Source organism: Caballeronia sp. LZ028, assembly GCF_031451415.1.
GTDB classification, from domain to species: Bacteria; Pseudomonadota; Gammaproteobacteria; order Burkholderiales; family Burkholderiaceae; genus Caballeronia; species Caballeronia zhejiangensis.
In genome coordinates this window covers 1,915,582-1,936,649 of sequence record NZ_JARUXN010000001.1, presented here as the reverse complement: position 1 = coordinate 1,936,649, position 21,068 = coordinate 1,915,582, and the positions used below count along the sequence as shown (strand labels likewise).

The window sequence follows — 21,068 nt, the reverse complement described above, 5'->3', positions numbered from 1 at the left end:
CAACTCGCCGGTCGCTTCAAATACTTAAACATATTAATTTGATTAACGCAGCGCTCGTCGGCATCGACTTCGGCAAGATCGATTTCGAAGCCAGTCTCGAAGAACTCAGTCTGCTCGCACAAAGTGCGGGCGCCCATCCCGCCGTCACGCTCACCGGCCGCCGTCAGAGTCCCGATGCCAAGATGTTCATCGGTAGCGGCAAGGTCGAGGAACTGCGTCTGCAGTGCGAAGCGAACGACGTCGAGCTCGTCATCTTCAATCACGCGCTCGCGCCCGCGCAGCAGCGCAATCTCGAAGTCGCGCTGAATCGCCGCGTGGTCGATCGCACGAGCCTCATTCTCGATATCTTCGCGCAGCGCGCCCGCAGTCACGAAGGCAAGCTGCAGGTCGAACTCGCGCAACTGCAATATCTGTCGACGCGCCTCATTCGCGCGTGGACTCACCTCGAACGGCAGAAGGGCGGTATCGGCCTGCGCGGTCCGGGTGAAACGCAGCTCGAAACCGACCGGCGTCTGATCGGCGAGCGCATCAAGGCGCTCAAGTCGCGTCTCGAGAAACTGCGCCGCCAGCACGGCACGCAGCGACGTCAGCGCGCGCGCAATCGCACGATGTCCGTGTCGCTCGTCGGCTATACGAACGCGGGCAAGTCCACCTTGTTCAACGCGCTCACGAAAGCGCAGGCGTACGCGGCGGACCAGCTCTTCGCCACCCTCGATACGACTTCGCGCCGCGTGTTCCTCGGCGAGGAAGCGGGCCATGTCGTCGTGTCGGATACCGTCGGGTTCATCCGCGAATTGCCGCACCAACTGGTCGCCGCATTCCGCGCCACGCTCGAAGAAACCATTCATGCGGACGTGCTGCTGCACGTCGTCGATGCATCGAGCGCGGTGCGCCTCGATCAGATCGATCAGGTGAACGAGGTGTTGCGCGGCATCGGCGCGGACAACATTCGACAGATTCTCGTCTTCAACAAGATCGATGCGGTGCCCGAGCTCGCGGCCCGTGGCGAAGCGGTTGAAAGGGACGAGTATGGTAATATTTCGCGCGTTTTCTTGAGCGCACGCACGGGTCAGGGGCTCGATGCGCTGCGCGCTGCCATCGCCGAAATAGCCACGGCGGAATCCGAAGAAACCGATGCGGGCCTACCCAGCGTGCTCGCCGAATTTCCGGGGCCGCACGAGGCGTCCGAAGCAACGCAATCCACGCAGTCCGGGTCAAACGCCATACACGACACGAACGCGCAGCCGGATGACCATCGGCCGGCCGTCGAGCGTGACAATCAAAAGGTTCCCGAGCACGGACACTGAGTGCCTTCGGAATTGCATCGACCCGGCGTCGACCCCGGCTGTCTAATGGTGAATCACCGAGTGAACGACTACAAAGAGCGGACTAACCGGCAAGCTGAGCCTGCCGTCTTTTCGATCAACGATCCGCGCTGGGGGCGGGGCGACGGCAATGGCGTGAAGAACGACTCGAAGCGTCCGCAGGACGGCAAGCGTCCGAACGGCAAGGACGAAGGTCCGCCCGATCTCGACGAGATGTGGCGCGAATTCAACCGCCGCATCGCGGGCGTGTTCGGCCGGAAGCCCGGCAACGGCGCGCCGCGCGAGAATGGCCGCGGCACGAAGATCGGGCTCGGCATCGTTATCGGCGTGCTTATCGCCATCTATCTCGGCAGCGGTGTGTTCGTCGTGCAGGACGGCCATGTCGGCGTCGTCTCCCAGTTCGGACAATATCGTCAGACGGTCGCGCAAGGCATCCACTGGCGTCTGCCGTATCCGTTCCAGTCGAGCGAAATCGTCGATACGTCGCAGATCCGCTCCGTCGAAGTCGGGCGCGGCACCGCGCTCTCCCAAGGCAACGTGCGCGACGCGTCGCTGCTGACGAACGACGCGGATATCGTCGACGTGCGCTTCGCCGTTCAATACCAGATCAAGTCGCCCACCGATTTCCTGTTCCGCAGCATCAACGCCGACGACAGCGTCACGCAAGCGGCGCAGTCGGCGATCCGCGAGATCGCCGGCAGTCTTTCGACGGACGACATGCTCTACAAGGATCGCGAAGCCCTCCGCGCGCGCCTCATCGAAACGATCCAGCGCTCGCTCGATACCTATCGCACCGGTCTGCAAGTGACGGGCGTCGCCGTGCAAAGCGTGCAGGTGCCGCAACAGGTGCAGTCGGCGTTCGAGGAAGCGGCGCGCGTGCGTCAGGACAACGAGCGCGCCCGCGATACGGCGCAAGCCTACGCGGATCAATTGTTGCCGCGCGCGAAGGCCGATGCCGCCAAGCTGATCGACGAGGCGAGGGCGTACAGCAATCGCGAAGTCACGCAGGCGCAGGGCGACGCGGAGCGCTTCAAAGAGGTGTACGCGGAATATTCGAAGGCGCCCGCGGTCATTCGTCAACGCATGTACCTGGACACGATGCAGCAGATCTACTCGCGCACGACGAAGGTGTTCGTCGATAGCAAGGCCGGCAATAACGTGGTGTATCTGCCGCTCGACAAGCTCGTCGAGGCCAATCGACAGCAGGTGAAGGAATCGGCGGATGCCGCCAGCGGCGCGGTGGCGTCGGGCGCGTCGGAAGCGCCTCAGGCGCGCGCGCAGGGCGCGGCGAGCGCATCGGCGCCGGCCGCGGTTGCGCCGGCCAGCGCGGCCAGCGGCGCGAGCGCCAATGCCGGCGGCGATCCGCTGCGTTCGCGCGATGCGTTCCGCTCCCGCAGTCGTCAAGACGACCTGCAATAAGGAGCGCGACATGAATCGAATTTTTGCGCTCATCGTCGCTGTCGTGATCGTGCTTTTCATCGGATCGTCGATGATCTTCACCGTCGACGAACGGCATGCCGCCGTCGTCGCCGCGCATGGCGAAGGCAATCCGCGTCTCGAAGGCCCGGGGCTGCATTTCAAGCTGCCGCCGCCGTTCCAGACGCTCACGCTCATCGACACGCGTACGCTCACCATCGACGAATCCGGCGCCGATCGTTTCTCGACATCGGACAAGAACGAAGTGCTGGTGAACACGGTGATCAAGTATCGCGTCGCCGATCCGTTGAAGCTCTTCGAAAGCAACGAGAAGAACACGCAGACGGCCGAGGAACGCATCACCGCGCTCACGCGCACCGCGCTCGCGAGCGGCTTCGCGAAGCGCTCGCTGACGGACGCGCTCGGCAATCAGCAGGCCATCGAAACCGACGCGCAGAAGAGCGTGGAAGGCGCGGCCGCGGCATTCGGCGTGCAAATGGTCGATTTGCAGATGACGCGCATCGACTTCCCGCCGGCCGTAGCGGATGCGGTCTACAAGCGCATGATCGCGGCGCGCCAGCAGGCGGCGGCGAACGAGCGCGCGAAGGGCACGGCGGAGGCGGACAAGATCAAGGCCGACGCCGAGCGCACGCAGCAGGCGATTCTCGCCGACGCGTACAGCCAGGCGCAGTCGATCAAGGGCGAAGGAGACAGCAAGGCGGCGGCCATAGCGGCCGATGCGTACGGACGCGATCCGCAGTTCTACCAGTTCTATCAGAGCCTCGAAGCGTATAAGAAGACGTTCAAGCCGGGCGACGTCATCGTCGTCGATCCGAGCAGCGACTTCTTCCGCTTCATGAAGAGCCCGACCGGCGGCGCGGCTGACACGCCGGCTCCGGCCACGGTGAAGCGCTGATCCCGTGCGCGCGCCGCGCGGCCAGCCTGTGCTGGCTGCGTGGCCTATAAAAATCCCTTGGACATGGCCGAGACGTTACTGCTCGCTCTTGCGTTGATGCTGATCATCGAAGGTATGTTTCCCTTCGTTTTTCCGACCGCGTGGCGCGACACTTTTCGCCGCATCGCGGAGCGGCCGACGCACCACATCCGCATCGGCGGGCTGGTCGCGATGGTGCTCGGCCTGATCCTGCTCCTGATCGCGACGTGAGCCGCGCCCGGCAGCATCGCACCGTTTCGCCTATCTTGTTTCTATCTTTTCGTCCCTGACCGACGAGCGCCACGCACGAAGCGTCGAGCCTCGCGTCCCGTAGGAATCGCATCGATGTCCACCTGGTTACTTCCCGAGAATATCGCCGACGTTCTGCCGTCGGAAGCCCGCAAGATCGAAGAGTTGCGCCGCCGTCTGCTCGACCGTTTCCGGTCCTACGGCTACGAACTCGTCATGCCGCCGATGCTCGAGTATCTCGAATCGCTGCTGACGAGCGGCGGAAGCGACCTGAATCTGCGCACCTTCAAGCTCGTCGATCAGCTGTCCGGGCGCACGCTCGGCCTGCGCGCGGACATCACGCCGCAGGTGTCGCGCATCGACGCGCATCTGCTGAATCGTCAGGGCGTGACGCGTCTGTGCTACGCGGGCGTCGTGCTGCATACGCGTCCGCGCGGGCTGCACGCCACGCGCGAGCAGATTCAGATCGGCGCGGAAATCTACGGTCACGCGGGACTGGAAGCGGATCTCGAGATCCAGCAATTGATGCTCGACTCGCTGCATCTCGCAGGTCTGACGAAAGTGCGTCTCGATCTGTGTCACGCGGGTGTGCTTGCCGCGTTGCTGGAACTCGAGCCGGCCGCGGCGTCGCTCGGCGAGGCGCTCTACGACGCGCTCGCGAGCAAGGACGTGCCGCGCCTCCACGAACTGACCGCGCATCTCGGACAGGTACCGCGCGAGGCGCTGCGCGCGCTGCCGTCGCTGTACGGCGATGCGTCGGTGCTGCAGATCGCGCGTGGCCGTCTGCCGAATCTGCCGGTGATCGCGCGCGCGCTCGACGATCTCGCGTTTCTCGCGGGGCAAGTCGAAGGCGCGGAACTGATGATCGATCTCGCGGACTTGCGCGGCTATGCGTATCACAGCGGCGTGATGTTCTCGGCTTACGTCGATGGCGTGCCGAACGCGGTCGCGCGCGGCGGCCGGTACGACGACGTCGGTCTGGCCTACGGCCGTGCGCGGCCCGCGACGGGCTTTTCGCTCGATCTGCGCGAAGTGGCGCGCATTTCCCCGGTCGACGCGCGCGGCAGCGCGATCCTCGCACCGTGGAAGCACGACGAGCCGCTGCGCGCGGCGATTCTCGCGCTCCGCGACGCGGGCGAAGTGGTGATCCAGGCGCTGCCCGGCCATGAACACGATCTGGACGAATTCGCGTTCGATCGCGTGCTCGTCGAACGTGACGGCAAGTGGACGGTCGAAACCCGCCCCTGAAGCGGCCAGCGCATACAGTCGCTTGATCGGCAAGGGATTTTGCTTAGCCGATTCCAATCGCGCGAGCGTGACGAAATCGCGAAACGCGTCCCGAAAAACTCGGAACCTTTCGCGAACATAGGTAAAATACGTTTTTAACCAGCTAACGAATCAACATGTCTGCCAGTGCAGTGAATGTGAACCCGGGGCGCAACGTCGTCGTGGTGGGCACCCAGTGGGGTGATGAGGGCAAGGGCAAGATCGTCGACTGGCTGACGGACCACGCCCAAGGCGTCGTGCGCTTCCAGGGCGGTCACAACGCCGGCCATACGCTCATCATCGGCGGCAAGAAGACCATTCTGCGCCTCATTCCGTCGGGCATCATGCGCGCGGGCACGGCCTGTTACATCGGCAATGGCGTCGTGTTGTCGCCGGAAGCGCTGTTCAAGGAAATCGACGAACTGGAAGCGGCTGGCATCGACGTCCAGAAGCGCCTCTTCATTTCCGAAGCCGCCACGCTCGTTCTGCCGTACCACGTTGCCATCGACCAGGCGCGCGAAGCCAAGCGCGGCGCCGGCAAGATCGGCACGACCGGCCGCGGCATCGGCCCGGCGTACGAAGACAAGGTCGCGCGTCGCGGCTTGCGCGTGCAGGACCTCTTCGACCGTGCGGTGTTCGAGGAACGCCTGCGCGAAGCGCTCGACTTCCACAACTTCGTCCTGACGCAATACCTCGGCGCGAAAGCCGTCGATTTCCAGGAAACGCTCGACACGATGCTCGGCTATGCCGACCGTCTCGCGCCCATGGTCACGGACGTCTCCCGCCGCCTCTACGACGCGAACCACACCGGCAGCAATCTGCTGTTCGAAGGCGCGCAAGGCACGCTGCTCGATATCGACCACGGCACGTATCCGTTCGTCACGTCGAGCAACTGCGTCGCGGGCGCGGCAACGGCCGGCGCGGGCATCGGGCCGCAGCGTCTGAACTACATTCTCGGCATCACGAAGGCGTATTGCACGCGCGTCGGCTCGGGCCCGTTCCCGAGCGAGCTGTACGATGCCGACAATCCGCAACGCCAGGAAAAGGTCGGCCTGGATCTCGCGACCGTCGGCAAGGAATTCGGTTCGGTCACGGGCCGTCCGCGCCGCACCGGCTGGCTCGACGCCGCCGCGCTGCGCCGTGCGATCCAGATCAACGGCGTCTCGGGCTTGTGCATCACGAAGCTCGACGTGCTCGACGGCCTCGATGAAGTCAAGCTCTGCACCGGCTACACGCTCGACGGCAAGCCGGTCGATATCCTGCCGCGCGGCGCATCGGAAGTCGCGCGTTGCGAGCCGGTATACGAAACGTTCGGCGGCTGGAAGGAAAGCACCATCGGCATCACGCAATGGGACGGCCTGCCGGAGAACGCGCGCGCCTATCTCACGCGCGTGCAGGAAGTCGCGGGCGTGCCGATCGACATGGTGTCGACCGGTCCGGACCGTGACGAAACCATCCTGCTCCGTCATCCGTTCAAGGTCTGAGCGCGACAAGCGCCTCGACCGCAACCGGACGCTGTAAAGAATGTGGCCGCTTCTGCGGCCACATTTCGTATATAACCTAAGCATTTGAAAGAGCCTCACCATGATCGCGATGACGGACCCGCGCAACGACGACAAGAACCTCTGGGTCGGCTGGGATGAATACCACCGGCTGATCGAACTGCTCGCACTGAAGGTGCACGAGTCGGGCTGGAAGTTCGACAAGATCCTATGCCTCGCGCGCGGCGGCCTGCGCGTGGGCGACCAGCTCTCGCGCATCTACGACCTGCCGCTCGCCATTCTCGCAACGAGCTCGTACCGCGAGGCGGCGGGCACGGAGCAGGGCGATCTCGACATCGCGCAATACATCACGATGACGCGCGGCGATCTGTCCGGCAACGTGCTGCTCGTCGACGATCTGGTCGATTCGGGCGTCACGCTCGCACGCGTGCAGGAGCATCTGAAGGAACGTTATCCGGCAATCACGGCCGTGCGCTCCGCGGTGCTCTGGTACAAGGCATGCTCCAAGGTCAAGCCCGACTATCACGTTCAGCATCTTGAAACGAATCCGTGGATTCATCAGCCGTTCGAGGAGTGGGACACGGTCCGTCCGCACAACCTCGGCGCATGGATCAAGCGCGGCACGCAAAACGGCCGCGGCTGAGCGCCACGGCCTGACCGTTCGCGCCGATAACGCCGTTCGCCTGGCACCAAGCCGGGCGCAACGGCGTTTTTCATTGGCTGCAGCGAACAGCGAAGCGCGAAGGATTGTGTCCGACGCGCTTGCCGACGCGTGCGGGGCGCGATGCTACACTCTCAATCGCGTCTCTCGTGGCGCTGCAGCAACACGAGAGACGGCATCTTGGCGTGCGACGTTAGATAGAATGGCGTTCGTTTCTTTCCGCTCTGGACGGATATCTCGCTTTTATGACTAACACGACTCACGCGCACGAGCATAAACAACCATTGCCCTCGCTTGCGCTCGCGGCCATCGGCGTCGTTTTCGGCGACATCGGCACGAGTCCTCTCTACTCATTGAAGGAAGCCTTTAGCCCGTCGCACGGCATCGGCCTGTCCGAGGCGTCGATTCTCGGCGTCATCTCATTGCTCTTCTGGGCGATCGTCATGGTCGTCGCCGTCAAGTACGTGCTCTTCGTCATGCGCGCCGACAACAACGGCGAAGGCGGCGTGTTCGCAATGACGACGCTCGCGCTGCGCAGCGTGAAAGAGGCCGGCAAGGTCTCCGGCGTGCTCATGATGCTCGGCATCTTCGGCGCATGCATGTTCTATGGCGATGCGGTCATCACGCCCGCGATGTCGGTACTCTCGGCAGTCGAAGGTCTGGAGATCGCGGCGCCCAAACTCACGCCCTACGTGCTGCCGATCACGATCGTCATCCTGATCCTGCTCTTCTGGATTCAGCGCCACGGCACGGCGGTGGTCGGCAAGCTCTTCGGCCCGATCATGGTCGTGTGGTTCGCGACGCTCGCTGTGCTCGGCGCCGCGCATATCGTGATCGAGCCGCGCATCATCGTCGCGCTCAATCCGTACTACGCGATTTCCTTCATGGCGCAGCACGTATTGCAGGCGTATATCGTGCTCGGGTCGGTCGTGCTGGTGCTGACCGGCGCGGAAGCGCTGTACGCGGACATGGGTCACTTCGGCGTGAAGCCGATCCGTTACGGCTGGTATGGCTTCGTGATGCCGTCGCTGCTGCTGAACTATTTCGGCCAGGGCGCGTTGCTGATGCACGATCCGAAGGCAATAGAGAATCCGTTCTTCCTGCTCGCGCCCGACTGGGCTTTGCTGCCGCTCGTGATCCTGTCGACGGTCGCGACCGTGATCGCATCGCAGGCGGTCATTTCCGGCGCGTATTCGCTGACGAGCCAGGCGATCCAGCTCGGCTACGTGCCGCGCATGAAGATCCTGCATACCTCGGAGCTCGCGATCGGCCAGATCTACATTCCGCTCGTCAACTGGATGCTGCTTTTCATCATCCTGTGCATCGTCATCGGCTTCAAAAGCTCGGAGAATCTTGCCGCCGCGTACGGTCTGGCCGTCACCGCGACCATGTTGACGACCACGATCCTCGTGTCGGTCGTGATGGTGAATCTGTGGGGCTGGAACCGCTGGCTCGTCGGCGGGATGATTACCGTGTTCCTGATGATCGACATCGGCTTTTTCGGCGCGAGCCTGCTGAAAGTCGAGCAGGGCGGCTGGCTGCCGCTGTGCATCGGCGGGGCGCTCTTCTTCCTGCTGATGACCTGGTACAAGGGCCGCATGATCGTGAAGGACCGCACGGCCGCGGACGGCATTCCGCTGATGCCGTTTCTGCAGGGCCTGCTCGCGCATCCGCCGCATCGCGTGTCGGGCACGGCGATCTATCTCACCGGCAGCGATTCGCTCGTGCCCGTGAGCCTGCTGCACAATCTCAAGCACAACAAGGTGCTGCACGAGCGCACCATTTTCATGAACTTCACGACGCGTGACATTCCTTACGTCGACGACGCGCATCGTCTCGAAGTGAAGGACATCGGCGGCGGGCTGTTCCTCGTGAAGGCGGCGTACGGTTTCAACGAGACGCCGGACGTGAAGGCCGTGCTCGAACAGATCACGCGCACCCACGCAATGACCTTCGAGCTGATGGACACGTCGTTCTTCATGGCGCGCGAGACAGTCGTGCCGACGGAACTGCCGGGCATGTCGGTGTGGCGCGAGCGCGTGTTCGCGTGGATGCATCAGAACGCGGCGAAGCCCACCGATTTCTTTAGCATTCCCGCAAATCGCGTGGTGGAGCTGGGCACGAAGATCGAAATCTGACGCTGCATCGTTGCGAAGCGCAAAAAGACAACCCCACGTCGCAAGACGTGGGGTTTTTTGCTGACGCCGTGAGGCTTTATCGTTTCAGTTTTGCGAACGCCGCTGCCATCGCGCCGGCCGGTTCCGGCTCGCGACGCTGTTGCGGACGCTGACCCGACCGACGATCCTGACCGCCGCCGCGCTGCGAACCCGCGCCGCCGCCCGCGCCCGATGAAGCCGGAGCGAAGTCGTCGTCCAGACGCATGGTGAGGGCGATGCGCTGGCGCTTCACGTCTACCTCCAGCACTTTCACCTTCACGACCTGACCGGCCTTCACGACTTCGTGCGGATCCTTGATGAACTTCGTTGACATCGCCGAAACGTGCACGAGGCCGTCCTGATGCACGCCGATATCCACGAACGCGCCGAACGCCGCCACGTTCGTCACTACGCCTTCGAGGATCATGCCCGGCACGAGATCCGAAATCTTCTCGATGCCTTCCTTGAACGTCGCCGTCTTGAACTCGGGGCGCGGATCGCGGCCCGGCTTTTCAAGCTCGGTGAGAATGTCGCGCACGGTCGGCAGGCCGAAACGATCGTCGACGAATTCGGTCGGCGAGAGACCGGTCAACGCTTCGCGCTTGCCGAGCACATCGCCGATATGCTTCTTGATCTTCGCGAGAATGCGCTCGACGACGGGATACGCTTCCGGGTGCACCGACGAGCGATCGAGCGGATTCTCGCCGTTGTTGATGCGCAGAAAACCGGCTGCCTGCTCGAAGGTCTTGTCGCCCAAACGCGGCACCTTCTTCAGATGCTCGCGCGACGGGAACGGCCCGTTGGCGTCGCGAAAATCGACAATATTGCGCGCGAGCGTCGCGTTCAGTCCCGACACGCGCGCGAGCAGCGCGACGGAGGCCGTGTTCGCGTCGACGCCGACCGCGTTCACGCAATCCTCGACGACAGCATCGAGCGAACGCGCGAGTTCGCGCTGATTCACGTCGTGCTGATACTGGCCGACGCCGATCGCCTTGGGTTCGATCTTGACGAGCTCCGCGAGCGGATCCTGCAGACGCCGCGCGATGGAAACCGCGCCGCGCAACGAGACGTCGAGTTCCGGAAACTCCTTCGCGGCGAGTTCGGACGCCGAATACACCGACGCGCCCGCTTCCGACACAACGATCTTCTGCAGCTTCAGTTCCGGATGCTTCGCGATGAGTTCGCTCGCGAGCTTGTCGGTCTCGCGCGAGGCCGTGCCGTTACCGATCGAGATGAGTTCCGCTTGCGTGGCTTGCGCGATGCGCGCGAGCTTCGCGAGGGAGCCGTCCCAGTCGCGGCGCGGCTCGTGCGGATAGATCGTGTCGGTCGCGAGCAGCTTGCCGGTGCGATCGACGACCGCCACCTTCACACCCGTACGCAGGCCCGGATCGAGGCCGATCACGGCCTTCGGACCCGCGGGCGCGGCGAGCAGCAAGTCCTTCAGGTTGCGCGCGAACACGCGAATGGCTTCGTGCTCGGCTTCTTCGCGCAATTGCGTGAGCAGTTCGGTTTCGATATGCGGCTGAACCTTCACGCGCCAGCACCAGCGGCAGACGTCGGCGAGCCATTTGTCGGCAGCGCGTGAGCGGTTCACGATGCCGAAGTGGCCCGCGATCATCGCTTCGCACGGATGCGGAATCTGCGCGTCGAGTTCTTCGCCCAAGCCCAGCTTGACGCTCAGCACGCCTGCGTTGCGGCCACGGAACAGCGCGAGCGCGCGGTGCGACGGCACGGTGCGGATCGTTTCGCTGTAGTCGTAGTAGTCGCGGAATTTTTCGCCTTCCTCGCCTTCCTTGCCGTCCACCACCTTCGACATGACGAGTCCCTGATTGAACAGATGCTCGCGCAGCTTGCCGAGGATCTCGGCGGTTTCGCCGAACTGCTCGGAGAGGATGTCGCGCGCGCCGTCGAGCGCGGCTTTGGTATCGGCGACGCCTTTTTCCGCATCGACGAATTTCGCGGCTTCCGTTTGAGGATCGAGCGTGGGATCGGCGAGGAGCGCCTGCGCGAGCGGCTCGAGACCGGCTTCGCGGGCGATTTGCGCGCGCGTGCGCCGCTTGGGCTTGTACGGCAGATAGAGGTCTTCCAGCACCTGCTTGCTGTCGGCGCTTTCGATGGCGCCGCGCAGTTCGTCGGTGAGCTTGCCTTGCTCGTCGATGCTTTGCAGGATCGCCGCGCGGCGATCTTCGAGTTCGCGCAAGTAGAGCAGGCGCTCTTCGAGCGTGCGCAGTTGCGTGTCGTCGAGATTGCCGGTGACTTCCTTGCGATACCGGGCGATGAACGGGACAGTCGAGCCTTCGTCGAGAAGCTGCACGGCGGCGGCGACCTGGCGCGGCTGCACGGTGAGTTCGGTGGCAATGCGCTGTACGATCTTGAGTGCTACGGTTTCCGTCATGATTCTGCGCTGTCTGCGGCTCGCCGGCGAGATCCGCGCCGTGTGCGCGGCTTCGCGAAAGCGAGGCGCCGCGGGCGGGTGACGCTGTGACGAGCCAGGTTCGGACCGGGTTGCTGAAGCGGGGGATTTTGCCATAAATGGCGAAGCGCTCCGGCGTGCGGTGATAGAATTTGGGCATCGCACGAGCCGTTTTGCGCCTGATTCTTTATCACGTTGCCGTCCATCCATTTGCCCAACTTTCGCCTTCCAAACGTGCCGGTTGCCGCGGCGGTTTTGCTGCTTTGCGCAGCGGGCGCATTCGCGCCGCAGCGCGCGCTCGCTCAAGCCGCCAAGCCCGTCGATCCGGACACGTCCGTGAGTGCTCGTGCCCCGGATGCAGCGGCTCAGCCAAGCGCCGATGATTCCCTCCAAGCCGATTTCGCCCAGCGCCAGAAGGTGCTCGACCGGCGCACCGAGGAAAACAACTACCGCTACGGCGTGAAAGAGCACGACTGCTATAGCAAGTTCTTCGTGAATCATTGTCTGGACAACGCGCGCAACGAGATGCGCGAGACGCGCCAGCAAATCCGCCAGGAACAGCTCGCGCTCGACGACGAGCAGCGCGCCGAGCGGGCGAAGCAACGCGATCAGCAGAAGGCGATCAAGCGGGCGCAATACGAGGCCGAAGCGCCGCAGCGCGCGGCGAACGAGAAAGCGAGCCAGCAGGCCTACGAGGACAGGCAACGTCAGAACGCGCTGGCCGCCGCCCAGCGCGAAGCCGAAGCGCCGCAACGCGCGGCCAACCAGGCGGCGTACGACCGCAAGCAGGCGGACTACCAGAAGCAACTCGACGAAGCGCGCGCGCGCGGCGTGCAGGACGCGCAGGACCGCGAGCAAAAGGCGCAGCGCTACGAGCAGAAGCAGCAGGAAGCCGCGCAGCATCGCGCGGAAGTCGAAGCGCGTCAGAAAGAAGCCGCGAGAAAAGCGCAGGAAAAGGCGCAGCAGCAAGAGCAGCAGCGCCAGGAGCAATTGAAACTGCAGCAGCAGCAACAACAGCAGCAAGGTAAATAGGGCAGTCGGGCTCGTCGAACGGGCCCGCGCCAAGTGGATGAAAGGAGGCGAGCATGCAGCAGCGCTTTAGTGAATCCCCGCGCGCACCCCGACAACCCGCCATGGATGCCGCCCTGCTGCGCGATCGCATCGCGCAGTTGCAGGACGAGCATCACAGTCTGGACACGCTGATCGACAAGATGTCCGGCATCGACGACCTCGAGCTGAGGCGCCTGAAAAAGCGCAAGCTCAAGGTGAAAGACACCATACTCCTGCTGCAATTGCAGCTTGACTCGGACGCGCACTGAACGCCGCGTGCCCGCCGCGAGCGCGTGCTGCGACGGCGCCTCGCGTGCGCGGCCGCGCCGAAACCCGCAGGATTTAGCACGCCTTGAACTCACCCGCACAACCCAGTGATGACGCGAACGCGCCGCTCGCGCTGACCGATAAACGCGGCGTCGAGCTGGACGCCATCTTTTCCGCGCAAGGTCTGCTCGCACGCGCGATCGACGGTTATCGGCCGCGTGCATCGCAGATCGAAATGGCGCGTTCCGTCGCCGCCGCGATGGAAGCGTCCGGCCGCGCAATGCCCGAGCCCGCGATGTTCGAGGCGCAGCGCCGCCCCGCGCGCAAGCTCGGCCCGTCCGACAAACCCTATGCGCCCGACGAGCAGCCGGCCGATGACATCGGCATCGCGACGGCGAAGGCGGCTATCGACGGCGGCGAGAACACGCTCATCGTCGAGGCGGGCACGGGCACCGGCAAGACCTACGCGTATCTCGTGCCGGCGATGCTGTGGGGCGGCAAGGTCATCGTGTCGACGGGCACGAAGCATCTGCAGGATCAGCTTTTTCAGCGCGACATTCCGACCGTGCGCGACGCGCTCGCCGTCCCGGTTTCGGTCGCGATGCTCAAAGGCCGCGCCAACTATCTGTGTCACTACTATCTGGAGCGCACCGCGGACAACGGCCGTCTGCCGACGCGCCAGGACACGTCGCATCTGCAGGAGATCGTCCGTTTCGCGAAGATCACGCGCACCGGCGACAAGGCCGAACTCGCGAGCGTGCCGGAGAATTCACCCGTCTGGCCGATGGTCACGTCCACGCGCGACAACTGTCTCGGTCAGGAATGCCCGCACTACAAGGAATGCTTCGTGATGCAGGCGCGCAAGGAGGCGCAGCAGGCGGACATCGTCGTGGTGAATCACCATCTGTTCTTCGCCGATGTGATGCTGCGCGACACCGGCATGGCCGAGCTTCTGCCGACGGCGAACACGATCATCTTCGACGAAGCGCATCAGTTGCCCGAAACCGCGACACTCTTCTTCGGCGAGACGCTTTCGACGACGCAACTGCTCGAACTCGCCCGCGATACCGTCGCCGAAGGTCTGTCGCACGCGCGTGACGCCGCCGACTGGACCAAGCTCGGCGCGGCGCTGGAGCGCGCCGCGCGCGACGTGCGGCTCGCGTTCAAGGAAGATTCGGTGCGTCTGTCGCTCGGCCAGTTGCCGGACGACCATCCGATCTTCGAGGCGCTCGACACGCTCGAGACGCATCTTTCGGCGCTTGCCGCGGCGCTGTCCTCGCATGCGGAACGTGCCGAATCGTTGCAGGCGCTGGTGCGCCGCGCGCGCGAGTTGCAGGATCTGCTCGCGGGCTGGACGACGCCGCCGACATCGCTCGAACGCGCCGTCGTCGCGGATGAGGACGTCGCGAAAGAGGCCGCGAAGGAAGAGCCGAACGAAATGGTGCGCTGGATCGAGGTGTTTTCGCACACGGTGCAGTTGCACGAAACGCCGCTTTCGGTCGCGCCGATCTTCGCGAAGCAGCGCGCAGGCGTGCCGCGCGCGTGGATTTTCACGTCCGCGACGCTCTCGGTGCGCGGCGACTTCACGCATTACGCGGCGCAGATGGGCCTCAACGCGCGCCGTTCGATGACGCTGCCGAGCCCGTTCGATTATCCGTCGCAAGGGCTTTTGTACGTGCCGCGCAATCTGCCGCAACCGTCGTCGCCGCAATTCACCGATGCCGTCTTCGATGCCGCGCTGCCGGTGATCGAATCGGCGGGCGGCGGCGTGTTCGTGCTGTGCACGACGCTGCGCGCGGTCGACCGCATCGCCAATCGCATGCGCGATGTGATCGAGCGGCGCGGCTGGGACAATCCGCTGCTCGTGCAGGGCGATGCGAGCCGCACCGAACTGCTCGACCGTTTCCGCGCCTATGGCAACGCGATTCTGGTGGGCAGCCAGAGCTTCTGGGAAGGCGTCGATGTGCGCGGCGATGCGTTGTCGCTCGTCGTCATCGACAAGCTGCCGTTCGCGCCGCCCGACGATCCGGTGCTGGCCGCGCGCCTCGACGCGCTGACGAAGAAAGGTTTGAGCCCGTTCGCCGTGCATCAGTTGCCGCAGGCGGTCATCACGCTCAAGCAGGGCGCGGGGCGGCTGATTCGCGCGGAGACGGATCGCGGCGTGCTGATGATCTGCGACACGCGGCTCGTCGACAAGCCTTACGGCCGGCGCATCTGGCAAAGCCTGCCGCCGTTCAAGCGCACGCGCGAGCTGGACGTGGTGCGCGAGTTTTTCAGCGATGCCGCGAAGTGGAAGACGGAACTGGCCGAATAAGCATCGGGTTCGCAATTCTCGTCGACATGAAAAAACGGCCGGTGATCAACCGGCCGTTTCGCTTTTTGCTTTCTGGACTACCAGATCTGATACCACGGCTTGTCAGCGCCCGCGCGCCGCTTGCCGGTGACATACGGGCTGTCCGGGAACGTCGCTGCGAGCACGCGCTTGGTGTCGTCGGCGAGTTGCGGCTGATCGAGACGCTCGTACGACAGCATCATGATGTGCAGCGCGTCTTCGGTTGCCGGCGCGTTCTTGTACTCGCGAATGGCGAGCTGCGCGCGATTGATCGCGGCCACATACGCGCCACGGCGATAGTAATAATCGGCGGCGTGCACTTCATGCGATGCGAGCGCGTTCACGATATAGCGCATGCGCTGCGCGGCATCGGGCGCGTACTTGCTTTGCGGATACTTGTCGACGACGACCTTGAACGCGTCGTAGGACTCGCGCAGCGACTTCGGATCGCGCTCGCTCATGTCCTGACCCGAGAAGCGGCCGAAGAGGCCCAAGTCGTCGTTGAAGTGGATCATGCCCTTGAGATAGTACGCATACGCGATTTCGGGATGATCCGGGTGCAGCTTGATGAAACGGTCGATGGCCTGGTCGGCGTTGGCGGTTTCGCCGTCCTTCCAGTTGCAGTACGCGACGTTGATCTGCGCCTGCTGTGCGAAATGGCCGAACGGATCGCGGCCTTCGAGCCCTTCGAAATACTTCGCGCACTTGCCCCAGTCGCTGCCGGATAGCGCGTCCTGGGCCTCCGTATATAATTTGTTGTTATTCCATGTTGCCGTTTCGTCGGTCTTCTCGGGCAGGCCGTGACAGGCCGTGACGATGGCGACGCTCGCGGCCAGCGCCAGATACTTGATCGATTGACGCATCGAGAGATGAATGGTGTTGAAGGCTCGCATCAGTGCTTGCTGTTCCTGGCTGAATCTAGTTGATTCTTCGCTGTTCTAGCTGTTTTTCCGGCGCGGCTGTCCATCCATGCCGCCGAATCTCGTTCAAATGACCCGCTCAAGTACTCGTCGTACCAAAGACCAACTCAAAGATTATAGCCCATGCGCCACCCCCGACGACGCAGCGCAGGCCGATTCGGGCGGCGGCGCGGCTCGCGAAGCGCCCCGCACGGCCCGCGTGCCCGACGAGCTCGCGGGCGACCGGCTCGACAAGGTGCTCGCGAAAATCTTCCCCGAGTTCTCGCGCAGCCGGTTGCAGGGCTGGATCGAGGAAGGGCGCGTGCTGGTCGACGGCGCGGGCGCGAAAGTGCGCCAGCCCGTCCCGCTCGGCGCGACGATCACGCTCGTCCCCGACCTTCTGCCCGAGCAGCTCGCGTTCGCGCCGGAGCCGGTGCCGCTGCATATCGTCTATGAGGACGAGGCGCTCGTCGTCATCAACAAGCCCGCGGGCATGGTCGTGCATCCGGCCGCGGGCAACTGGAGCGGCACGCTGCTCAACGGCCTGCTGCATCGTTACGGCGATGCCGCCGCCGGGCTGCCGCGCGCGGGCATCGTGCATCGGCTGGACAAGGAAACGTCCGGGCTGATGGTCGTCGCGCGCACGCTCGAGGCGCAAACCGACCTCGTGCGGCAGTTGCAGGCGCGGACGGTGAAACGCCGCTACGTCGCGTTCGTGTGGGGCAACATGCCCGCCGAAGGCACGATCGACGCGCCCATCGGCCGCGATCCGCGCGAGCGCACGCGCATGGCGGTGGTAAAGACTGCGTCGGGAAAGCCCGCGCGCACGCATTTCCGCACCATCGACCGCACGACGTGGCACGGCCAGCCCGTCAGCGCCATCCATTGCGATCTGGAAACCGGCCGGACGCATCAGATTCGCGTGCATTGCGCGCATATCCAGCATCCGCTGTTGGGCGACCCGGTGTACGGGCACGCGCGCGGCAAGCGGTCGGTCAAACCGCTGCCCAACGAATTCGCGCGACAGGCGCTGCACGCGTGGCGCCTCGGCCTGATCCATCCCGCGACGGGCAAGGAAGTGCACTGGCGCGCGGACGTTCCAGAAGACATCGCGACGCTCGCGGCGGAGCTCGGCTTCGGACAGGACGAAGAAGTCGAGTTCGATGAGGACGACGATTTCGCCGAAGTCTATGAAATGGGCGAAGGCGAAGAAGGCGACTGGGACGACGAAGATTACGAGGACGACGAAGCATGACGCGCGACGCTGCCGATTTGCCATCGAAAGACTGTCTCTGGCCGCAATGGAACGTGTCGCCGCGCGTGCGGGCATTCGTCACGACGCGTAATGGCGGCGTGAGCGATGCGCCTTATGGCGGCGGCGAGCCCGGCGCGGGCGGCCTCAATCTCGGTTTTTCCACGGGCGATGCGCCTGACGCGGTGAAGGAAAATCGCCGCCGCGCGCTCGCGTTGACGGGTTCGCGCGAAGCCGCGTGGCTCGAGCAGATCCACGGCACGGAAGTCGTGGAGGCGGGCGCCGTCATCGAGCGCCTCGCGCAGGGCGAGCGCACGCGCGCCGACGCGAGCGTGACGGATCGCGCGGGCGTCGTGTGCGTCGTGATGACGGCCGATTGTCTCCCGGTGCTGTTTTGCGACAACGACGGCCGCGCGGTCGGCGCCGCGCACGCGGGCTGGCGCGGTCTCGCGGGCGGCATCATCGAAAAGACGGGCGAGCGCGTCGCGTCGCTCGCGGGCGTGCCGGCCTCGTCGCTCAACGCGTTTCTCGGGCCGGCCATCGGGCCGCAGGCGTTCGAAGTGGGCGAAGACGTGCTCGACGCCTTCATCGCGGCGTCGCAAGAGGATCGCCGCGACGCGACGAGCGCCGCGTTCCGTCCCGTCGGCGGCGCACCGGCCAAGTATTTCGCCGATATCTACGCGCTCGCGCGTATGCGTCTTGCCGATCTAGGCATCGATGCCGCGCGCGTTCACGGCGGCACGCATTGCACCGTCACGGAAAAAGAGCGCTTTTATTCATATCGACGCGATCGCGTGACGGGCCGCATGGCCGCAATGATCTGGCTCAATGAATGACCATTGTCATTAGTGTTGGAACATACCCAACTATCGTTTCTTGCCTATGACGAAACCCCTTGCGAACGCAACATTTCGCATGGGGGAAAACGATAATTAAAAAAATATCGCACTGCGGCAAAATCGGGACGAAGCATTGACATGCCTGACATCCTAGAGCAAGAATGTTCCTGGAATTCAATCAATCGGGCACGGCGTAGCAAGGCTCAGACTTGCCACGCGCATAAGGCGCACCAACACTTGCGCGCTGGTCGAGGAAAGCCCGGCGATGCCTGCATCAGCAATCCAAGTCTTCCGAGACTCACAGGTCAATAGCGGGTATGGCTTCCAAATCTACTTCCTCATCTTCCCGCTCCCGTACCGCCGACAGCACCTCGGCAGAAGCATCCGCCGAAACGACTGGCGTACAGCAGGCGTTCGATCAATGGCTGAACGCGTGGCGCAGCGTCGCCGATCCCGCGCAGTGGTCGAAATTCACTCAGCAGACGAATAGCGCGAATGATGCGGCCGCGGCGGCGGCGTCGCCGTTCGCTGCTTTCAGTGCATTCGCCAACGGATTTCCGAACGGATTTCCGTCGACGGCATTCCCGTCGTTTCCGATGTCCGGCGCTATGCCGCAGATGCCCGATTTCACGAAGATGAACGGCATGGCGGAATTCGCCAAGCTCGCGAGCAGCATGCCGGGCTTCGGCGCGGCGATGCAGGGGTTGCCCACGTTGCCGAAGATTCCGACCGCCGCGATCGCGCCCGAGCGTCTGCACGAGTTGCAGAGCAACTATTCGCGCGATGCCGCCGAGTTGCTCAAGCAGGCGGGCGCGCAGAGCATCGATCCGTCGGCGCTGAAGGATCGTCGCTTCACCGACACCGCATGGCAATCCACGCCGGCATATGCGTTCACCGCCGCGTGGTATCTGCTGAACGCGCGCTATCTGCAGGAGCTCGCCGACGCCGTGCAGAGCGATCCGAAGACGCGCGAGCGCATCCGCTTCACGGTGCAGCAGTGGGCGGCCGCGGCCGCGCCGAGCAACTTCCTCGCGCTCAATCCCGACGCGCAGAAGACGCTGATCGAAAGCAAGGGCGAGAGCCTGCGCCAGGGCATGTTGAACCTGCTCGCCGACATGCAGCGCGGCAAGATTTCGCAGTCGGACGAATCGCGCTTTCTCGTCGGCAAGAACATCGCATCGACGGAAGGCTCGGTCGTGTACGAGAACGAACTCGTGCAACTGATCCAGTACAAGCCGCTCGCGCCGAAGGTGTATGCGCGCCCGCTTCTGATCGTGCCGCCTTGCATCAACAAGTTCTACATTCTCGATCTGTCGCCGGAAAGCTCGCTCGTGCGCTATGCGCTCGAAGAAGGGCATCAGGTGTTCATCCTGTCGTGGCGCAACGCGGATCAGTCGATCGCGCACAAGACGTGGGACGACTACGTCGAACAAGGCGTGCTGGAGACGATCGGCGTCGTGCAGGAGATCACGGGCGAAGACAAGATCAACACGCTCGGTTTCTGCATCGGCGGGACGCTTCTCGCGACCGCGCTCGCGGTGGCGGCGGCGCGCGGCGAGGAACCGGCCGCATCGATGACATTGCTCACCTCGATGCTCGACTTCTCGGATACCGGCGTGCTCGACGTGTTCGTCGACGAGGCGCACGTGCAGATGCGCGAGCAGGCGATCGGCGGCAAGAACGGCGCGCCAGCCGGTCTCATGCGCGGCATCGAGTTCGCGAATACGTTCTCGTATCTGCGACCGAACGATCTGGTGTGGAATTACGTCGTCGATAACTATCTCAAGGGCCGCACGCCGCAAGCGTTCGATCTGCTCTTCTGGAACAGCGATTCGACGAACCTGCCCGGCCCGATGTGCGTCTGGTATCTGCGCAACACGTATCTCGAGAACAAGCTGAAGACGCCGAATGCGCTGAAGGTGTGCGGCGAGCCGGTCGACCTGTCGCGTCTCACGGTGCCGACCTTCATCTACGGCTCGCGCGAAGATCACATCGTGCCGTGGAAATCGGCCTATGCGTCCGCGCCGATTCTCTCCGGACCGCAGACCTTCGTGCTCGGCGCGTCGGGGCATATCGCGGGCGTGATCAATCCGCCGTCGAAGAACAAGCGCAGCTTCTGGATGATCGACAGCAACGACGGGCATCTGCCCGAGAACCCCGACGCGTGGTTCGATGCCGCCGCCGAGCATCCCGGAAGCTGGTGGCCGACCTGGTCGAAGTGGCTCGCCGCGAACGCGGGCGAGCAGGTCAAGGCGGGCGCGGCGCAGGGATCGAAGACTTACCCGGTGATCGAGGCCGCCCCCGGCCGTTACGTGCTGGAACGCGACTTCTGAGCGGCGCGTGACCGTGCGCGCGAGCGCATGGAACCGTTCGTAGCCGCATTAACATTCGATGCCAAGAGGAAACTGAAATGACTGACGTAGTGATCGTATCGGCCGCGCGTACGGCGGTAGGCAAATTCGGCGGCTCGCTCGCGAAAATCGCGGCGCCGGAACTCGGCGCGACGG

At 64.1% G+C, this 21,068-nt stretch carries 17 protein-coding genes; 14 read left to right on the top strand and 3 right to left on the bottom strand.

What is annotated here, in order from left to right; translation table 11 throughout:
• Positions 1 to 38 precede the first annotated feature (38 nt).
• The 8 genes from hflX to QCE58_RS09120 all read left to right on the top strand — a co-directional run bounded on the left by hflX (position 39) and on the right by QCE58_RS09120 (position 9,491).
• Positions 39 to 1,307, top strand: coding sequence for a GTPase HflX (hflX, locus tag QCE58_RS09155; protein WP_008349385.1), 1,269 nt, complete (start codon positions 39 to 41; stop codon positions 1,305 to 1,307).
• 60 nt (positions 1,308 to 1,367) lie between these two features.
• Positions 1,368 to 2,744, top strand: coding sequence for an FtsH protease activity modulator HflK (gene hflK / locus QCE58_RS09150; RefSeq protein ID WP_008349387.1), 1,377 nt, complete (start codon positions 1,368 to 1,370; stop codon positions 2,742 to 2,744).
• A gap of 10 nt (positions 2,745 to 2,754) precedes the next feature.
• Entirely contained in the window at positions 2,755 to 3,657 is a 903-nt protein-coding gene (gene hflC, locus QCE58_RS09145; RefSeq protein ID WP_008349390.1) for a protease modulator HflC, read from the top strand.
• A gap of 57 nt (positions 3,658 to 3,714) precedes the next feature.
• Complete coding sequence (locus tag QCE58_RS09140; protein ID WP_033536382.1) at positions 3,715 to 3,906, top strand: DUF2065 domain-containing protein; 192 nt, start codon at positions 3,715 to 3,717, stop codon at positions 3,904 to 3,906.
• Between the two features lie 114 nt (positions 3,907 to 4,020).
• Complete coding sequence (locus tag QCE58_RS09135; RefSeq protein WP_008349394.1) at positions 4,021 to 5,172, top strand: ATP phosphoribosyltransferase regulatory subunit; 1,152 nt, start codon at positions 4,021 to 4,023, stop codon at positions 5,170 to 5,172.
• 155 nt (positions 5,173 to 5,327) lie between these two features.
• On the top strand, positions 5,328 to 6,674 hold the full coding sequence (locus QCE58_RS09130; protein ID WP_008349396.1) for an adenylosuccinate synthase: 1,347 nt from the start codon (positions 5,328 to 5,330) through the stop codon (positions 6,672 to 6,674).
• A 100-nt stretch (positions 6,675 to 6,774) separates the two neighbouring features.
• Positions 6,775 to 7,335, top strand: a complete 561-nt coding sequence (locus QCE58_RS09125) for a phosphoribosyltransferase (protein ID WP_008349397.1) — start codon at positions 6,775 to 6,777, stop codon at positions 7,333 to 7,335.
• A 263-nt stretch (positions 7,336 to 7,598) separates the two neighbouring features.
• Positions 7,599 to 9,491 (top strand): potassium transporter Kup, encoded by a 1,893-nt coding sequence (locus QCE58_RS09120; RefSeq protein WP_250434818.1) that lies wholly within the window; start codon positions 7,599 to 7,601, stop codon positions 9,489 to 9,491.
• Positions 9,492 to 9,567: 76 nt separating this feature from the next.
• Here the strand turns inward: QCE58_RS09120 and QCE58_RS09115 are convergent, their stop codons facing one another.
• On the bottom strand, positions 9,568 to 11,904 hold the full coding sequence (locus QCE58_RS09115) for a Tex family protein (protein WP_250457756.1): 2,337 nt from the start codon (positions 11,902 to 11,904) through the stop codon (positions 9,568 to 9,570).
• Between the two features lie 213 nt (positions 11,905 to 12,117).
• Here QCE58_RS09115 and QCE58_RS09110 point away from each other — a divergent pair, with 213 nt between their 5' ends.
• The 3 genes from QCE58_RS09110 to QCE58_RS09100 all read left to right on the top strand — a co-directional run bounded on the left by QCE58_RS09110 (position 12,118) and on the right by QCE58_RS09100 (position 15,553).
• Entirely contained in the window at positions 12,118 to 12,954 is an 837-nt protein-coding gene (locus QCE58_RS09110; RefSeq protein ID WP_051996708.1) for a hypothetical protein, read from the top strand.
• Between the two features lie 101 nt (positions 12,955 to 13,055).
• Entirely contained in the window at positions 13,056 to 13,241 is a 186-nt protein-coding gene (locus QCE58_RS09105; protein ID WP_008349403.1) for a DUF465 domain-containing protein, read from the top strand.
• 83 nt (positions 13,242 to 13,324) lie between these two features.
• Positions 13,325 to 15,553 carry an ATP-dependent DNA helicase gene (locus tag QCE58_RS09100; protein ID WP_008349405.1) on the top strand — a complete coding sequence of 743 codons (2,229 nt, stop codon included), beginning with the start codon at positions 13,325 to 13,327 and terminating at the stop codon, positions 15,551 to 15,553.
• Positions 15,554 to 15,630: 77 nt separating this feature from the next.
• Here QCE58_RS09100 and QCE58_RS09095 read toward each other — a convergent pair whose 3' ends face one another.
• A complete protein-coding gene (locus QCE58_RS09095) occupies positions 15,631 to 16,464 on the bottom strand; it encodes an outer membrane protein assembly factor BamD (RefSeq protein ID WP_008349407.1) in 834 nt (277 codons plus the stop codon).
• Between the two features lie 97 nt (positions 16,465 to 16,561).
• Here QCE58_RS09095 and QCE58_RS09090 point away from each other — a divergent pair, with 97 nt between their 5' ends.
• Together QCE58_RS09090 and pgeF are read left to right on the top strand one after the other, a co-directional pair.
• Positions 16,562 to 17,725, top strand: coding sequence for an RluA family pseudouridine synthase (locus tag QCE58_RS09090; RefSeq protein WP_250521153.1), 1,164 nt, complete (start codon positions 16,562 to 16,564; stop codon positions 17,723 to 17,725).
• Positions 17,722 to 18,558 carry a peptidoglycan editing factor PgeF gene (gene pgeF, locus QCE58_RS09085; RefSeq protein WP_250521152.1) on the top strand — a complete coding sequence of 279 codons (837 nt, stop codon included), beginning with the start codon at positions 17,722 to 17,724 and terminating at the stop codon, positions 18,556 to 18,558. Before QCE58_RS09090 ends, pgeF begins: the two co-directional genes overlap by 4 nt.
• 478 nt (positions 18,559 to 19,036) lie before the next feature.
• On the opposite strand, the gene QCE58_RS09080 is transcribed toward pgeF, so the two are convergent.
• Positions 19,037 to 19,207 (bottom strand): hypothetical protein, encoded by a 171-nt coding sequence (locus QCE58_RS09080; protein WP_309779457.1) that lies wholly within the window; start codon positions 19,205 to 19,207, stop codon positions 19,037 to 19,039.
• On the opposite strand from QCE58_RS09080, the gene phaC reads away from it, so the two are divergent.
• Complete coding sequence (gene phaC / locus QCE58_RS09075; protein ID WP_239295303.1) at positions 19,206 to 20,894, top strand: class I poly(R)-hydroxyalkanoic acid synthase; 1,689 nt, start codon at positions 19,206 to 19,208, stop codon at positions 20,892 to 20,894. The two genes, QCE58_RS09080 and phaC, sit on opposite strands and share 2 nt — an antisense overlap.
• Positions 20,895 to 21,068 lie beyond the last annotated feature (174 nt).

Coding starts and splice junctions, on each gene's coding strand:
- hflC (WP_008349390.1), top strand. CDS start 2,755: ATGAATCGAATTTTTGCGCTCATCGTCGCTGTCGTGATCGTGCTTTTC.
- QCE58_RS09135 (WP_008349394.1), top strand. CDS start 4,021: ATGTCCACCTGGTTACTTCCCGAGAATATCGCCGACGTTCTGCCGTCG.
- QCE58_RS09130 (WP_008349396.1), top strand. CDS start 5,328: ATGTCTGCCAGTGCAGTGAATGTGAACCCGGGGCGCAACGTCGTCGTG.
- QCE58_RS09125 (WP_008349397.1), top strand. CDS start 6,775: ATGATCGCGATGACGGACCCGCGCAACGACGACAAGAACCTCTGGGTC.
- QCE58_RS09120 (WP_250434818.1), top strand. CDS start 7,599: ATGACTAACACGACTCACGCGCACGAGCATAAACAACCATTGCCCTCG.
- QCE58_RS09115 (WP_250457756.1), bottom strand. CDS start 11,904: ATGACGGAAACCGTAGCACTCAAGATCGTACAGCGCATTGCCACCGAA.
- QCE58_RS09105 (WP_008349403.1), top strand. CDS start 13,056: ATGGATGCCGCCCTGCTGCGCGATCGCATCGCGCAGTTGCAGGACGAG.
- QCE58_RS09095 (WP_008349407.1), bottom strand. CDS start 16,464: ATGCGAGCCTTCAACACCATTCATCTCTCGATGCGTCAATCGATCAAG.
- QCE58_RS09090 (WP_250521153.1), top strand. CDS start 16,562: ATGACCCGCTCAAGTACTCGTCGTACCAAAGACCAACTCAAAGATTAT.
- pgeF (WP_250521152.1), top strand. CDS start 17,722: ATGACGCGCGACGCTGCCGATTTGCCATCGAAAGACTGTCTCTGGCCG.
- phaC (WP_239295303.1), top strand. CDS start 19,206: ATGGCGGAATTCGCCAAGCTCGCGAGCAGCATGCCGGGCTTCGGCGCG.
- QCE58_RS09080 (WP_309779457.1), bottom strand. CDS start 19,207: ATGCCGTTCATCTTCGTGAAATCGGGCATCTGCGGCATAGCGCCGGAC.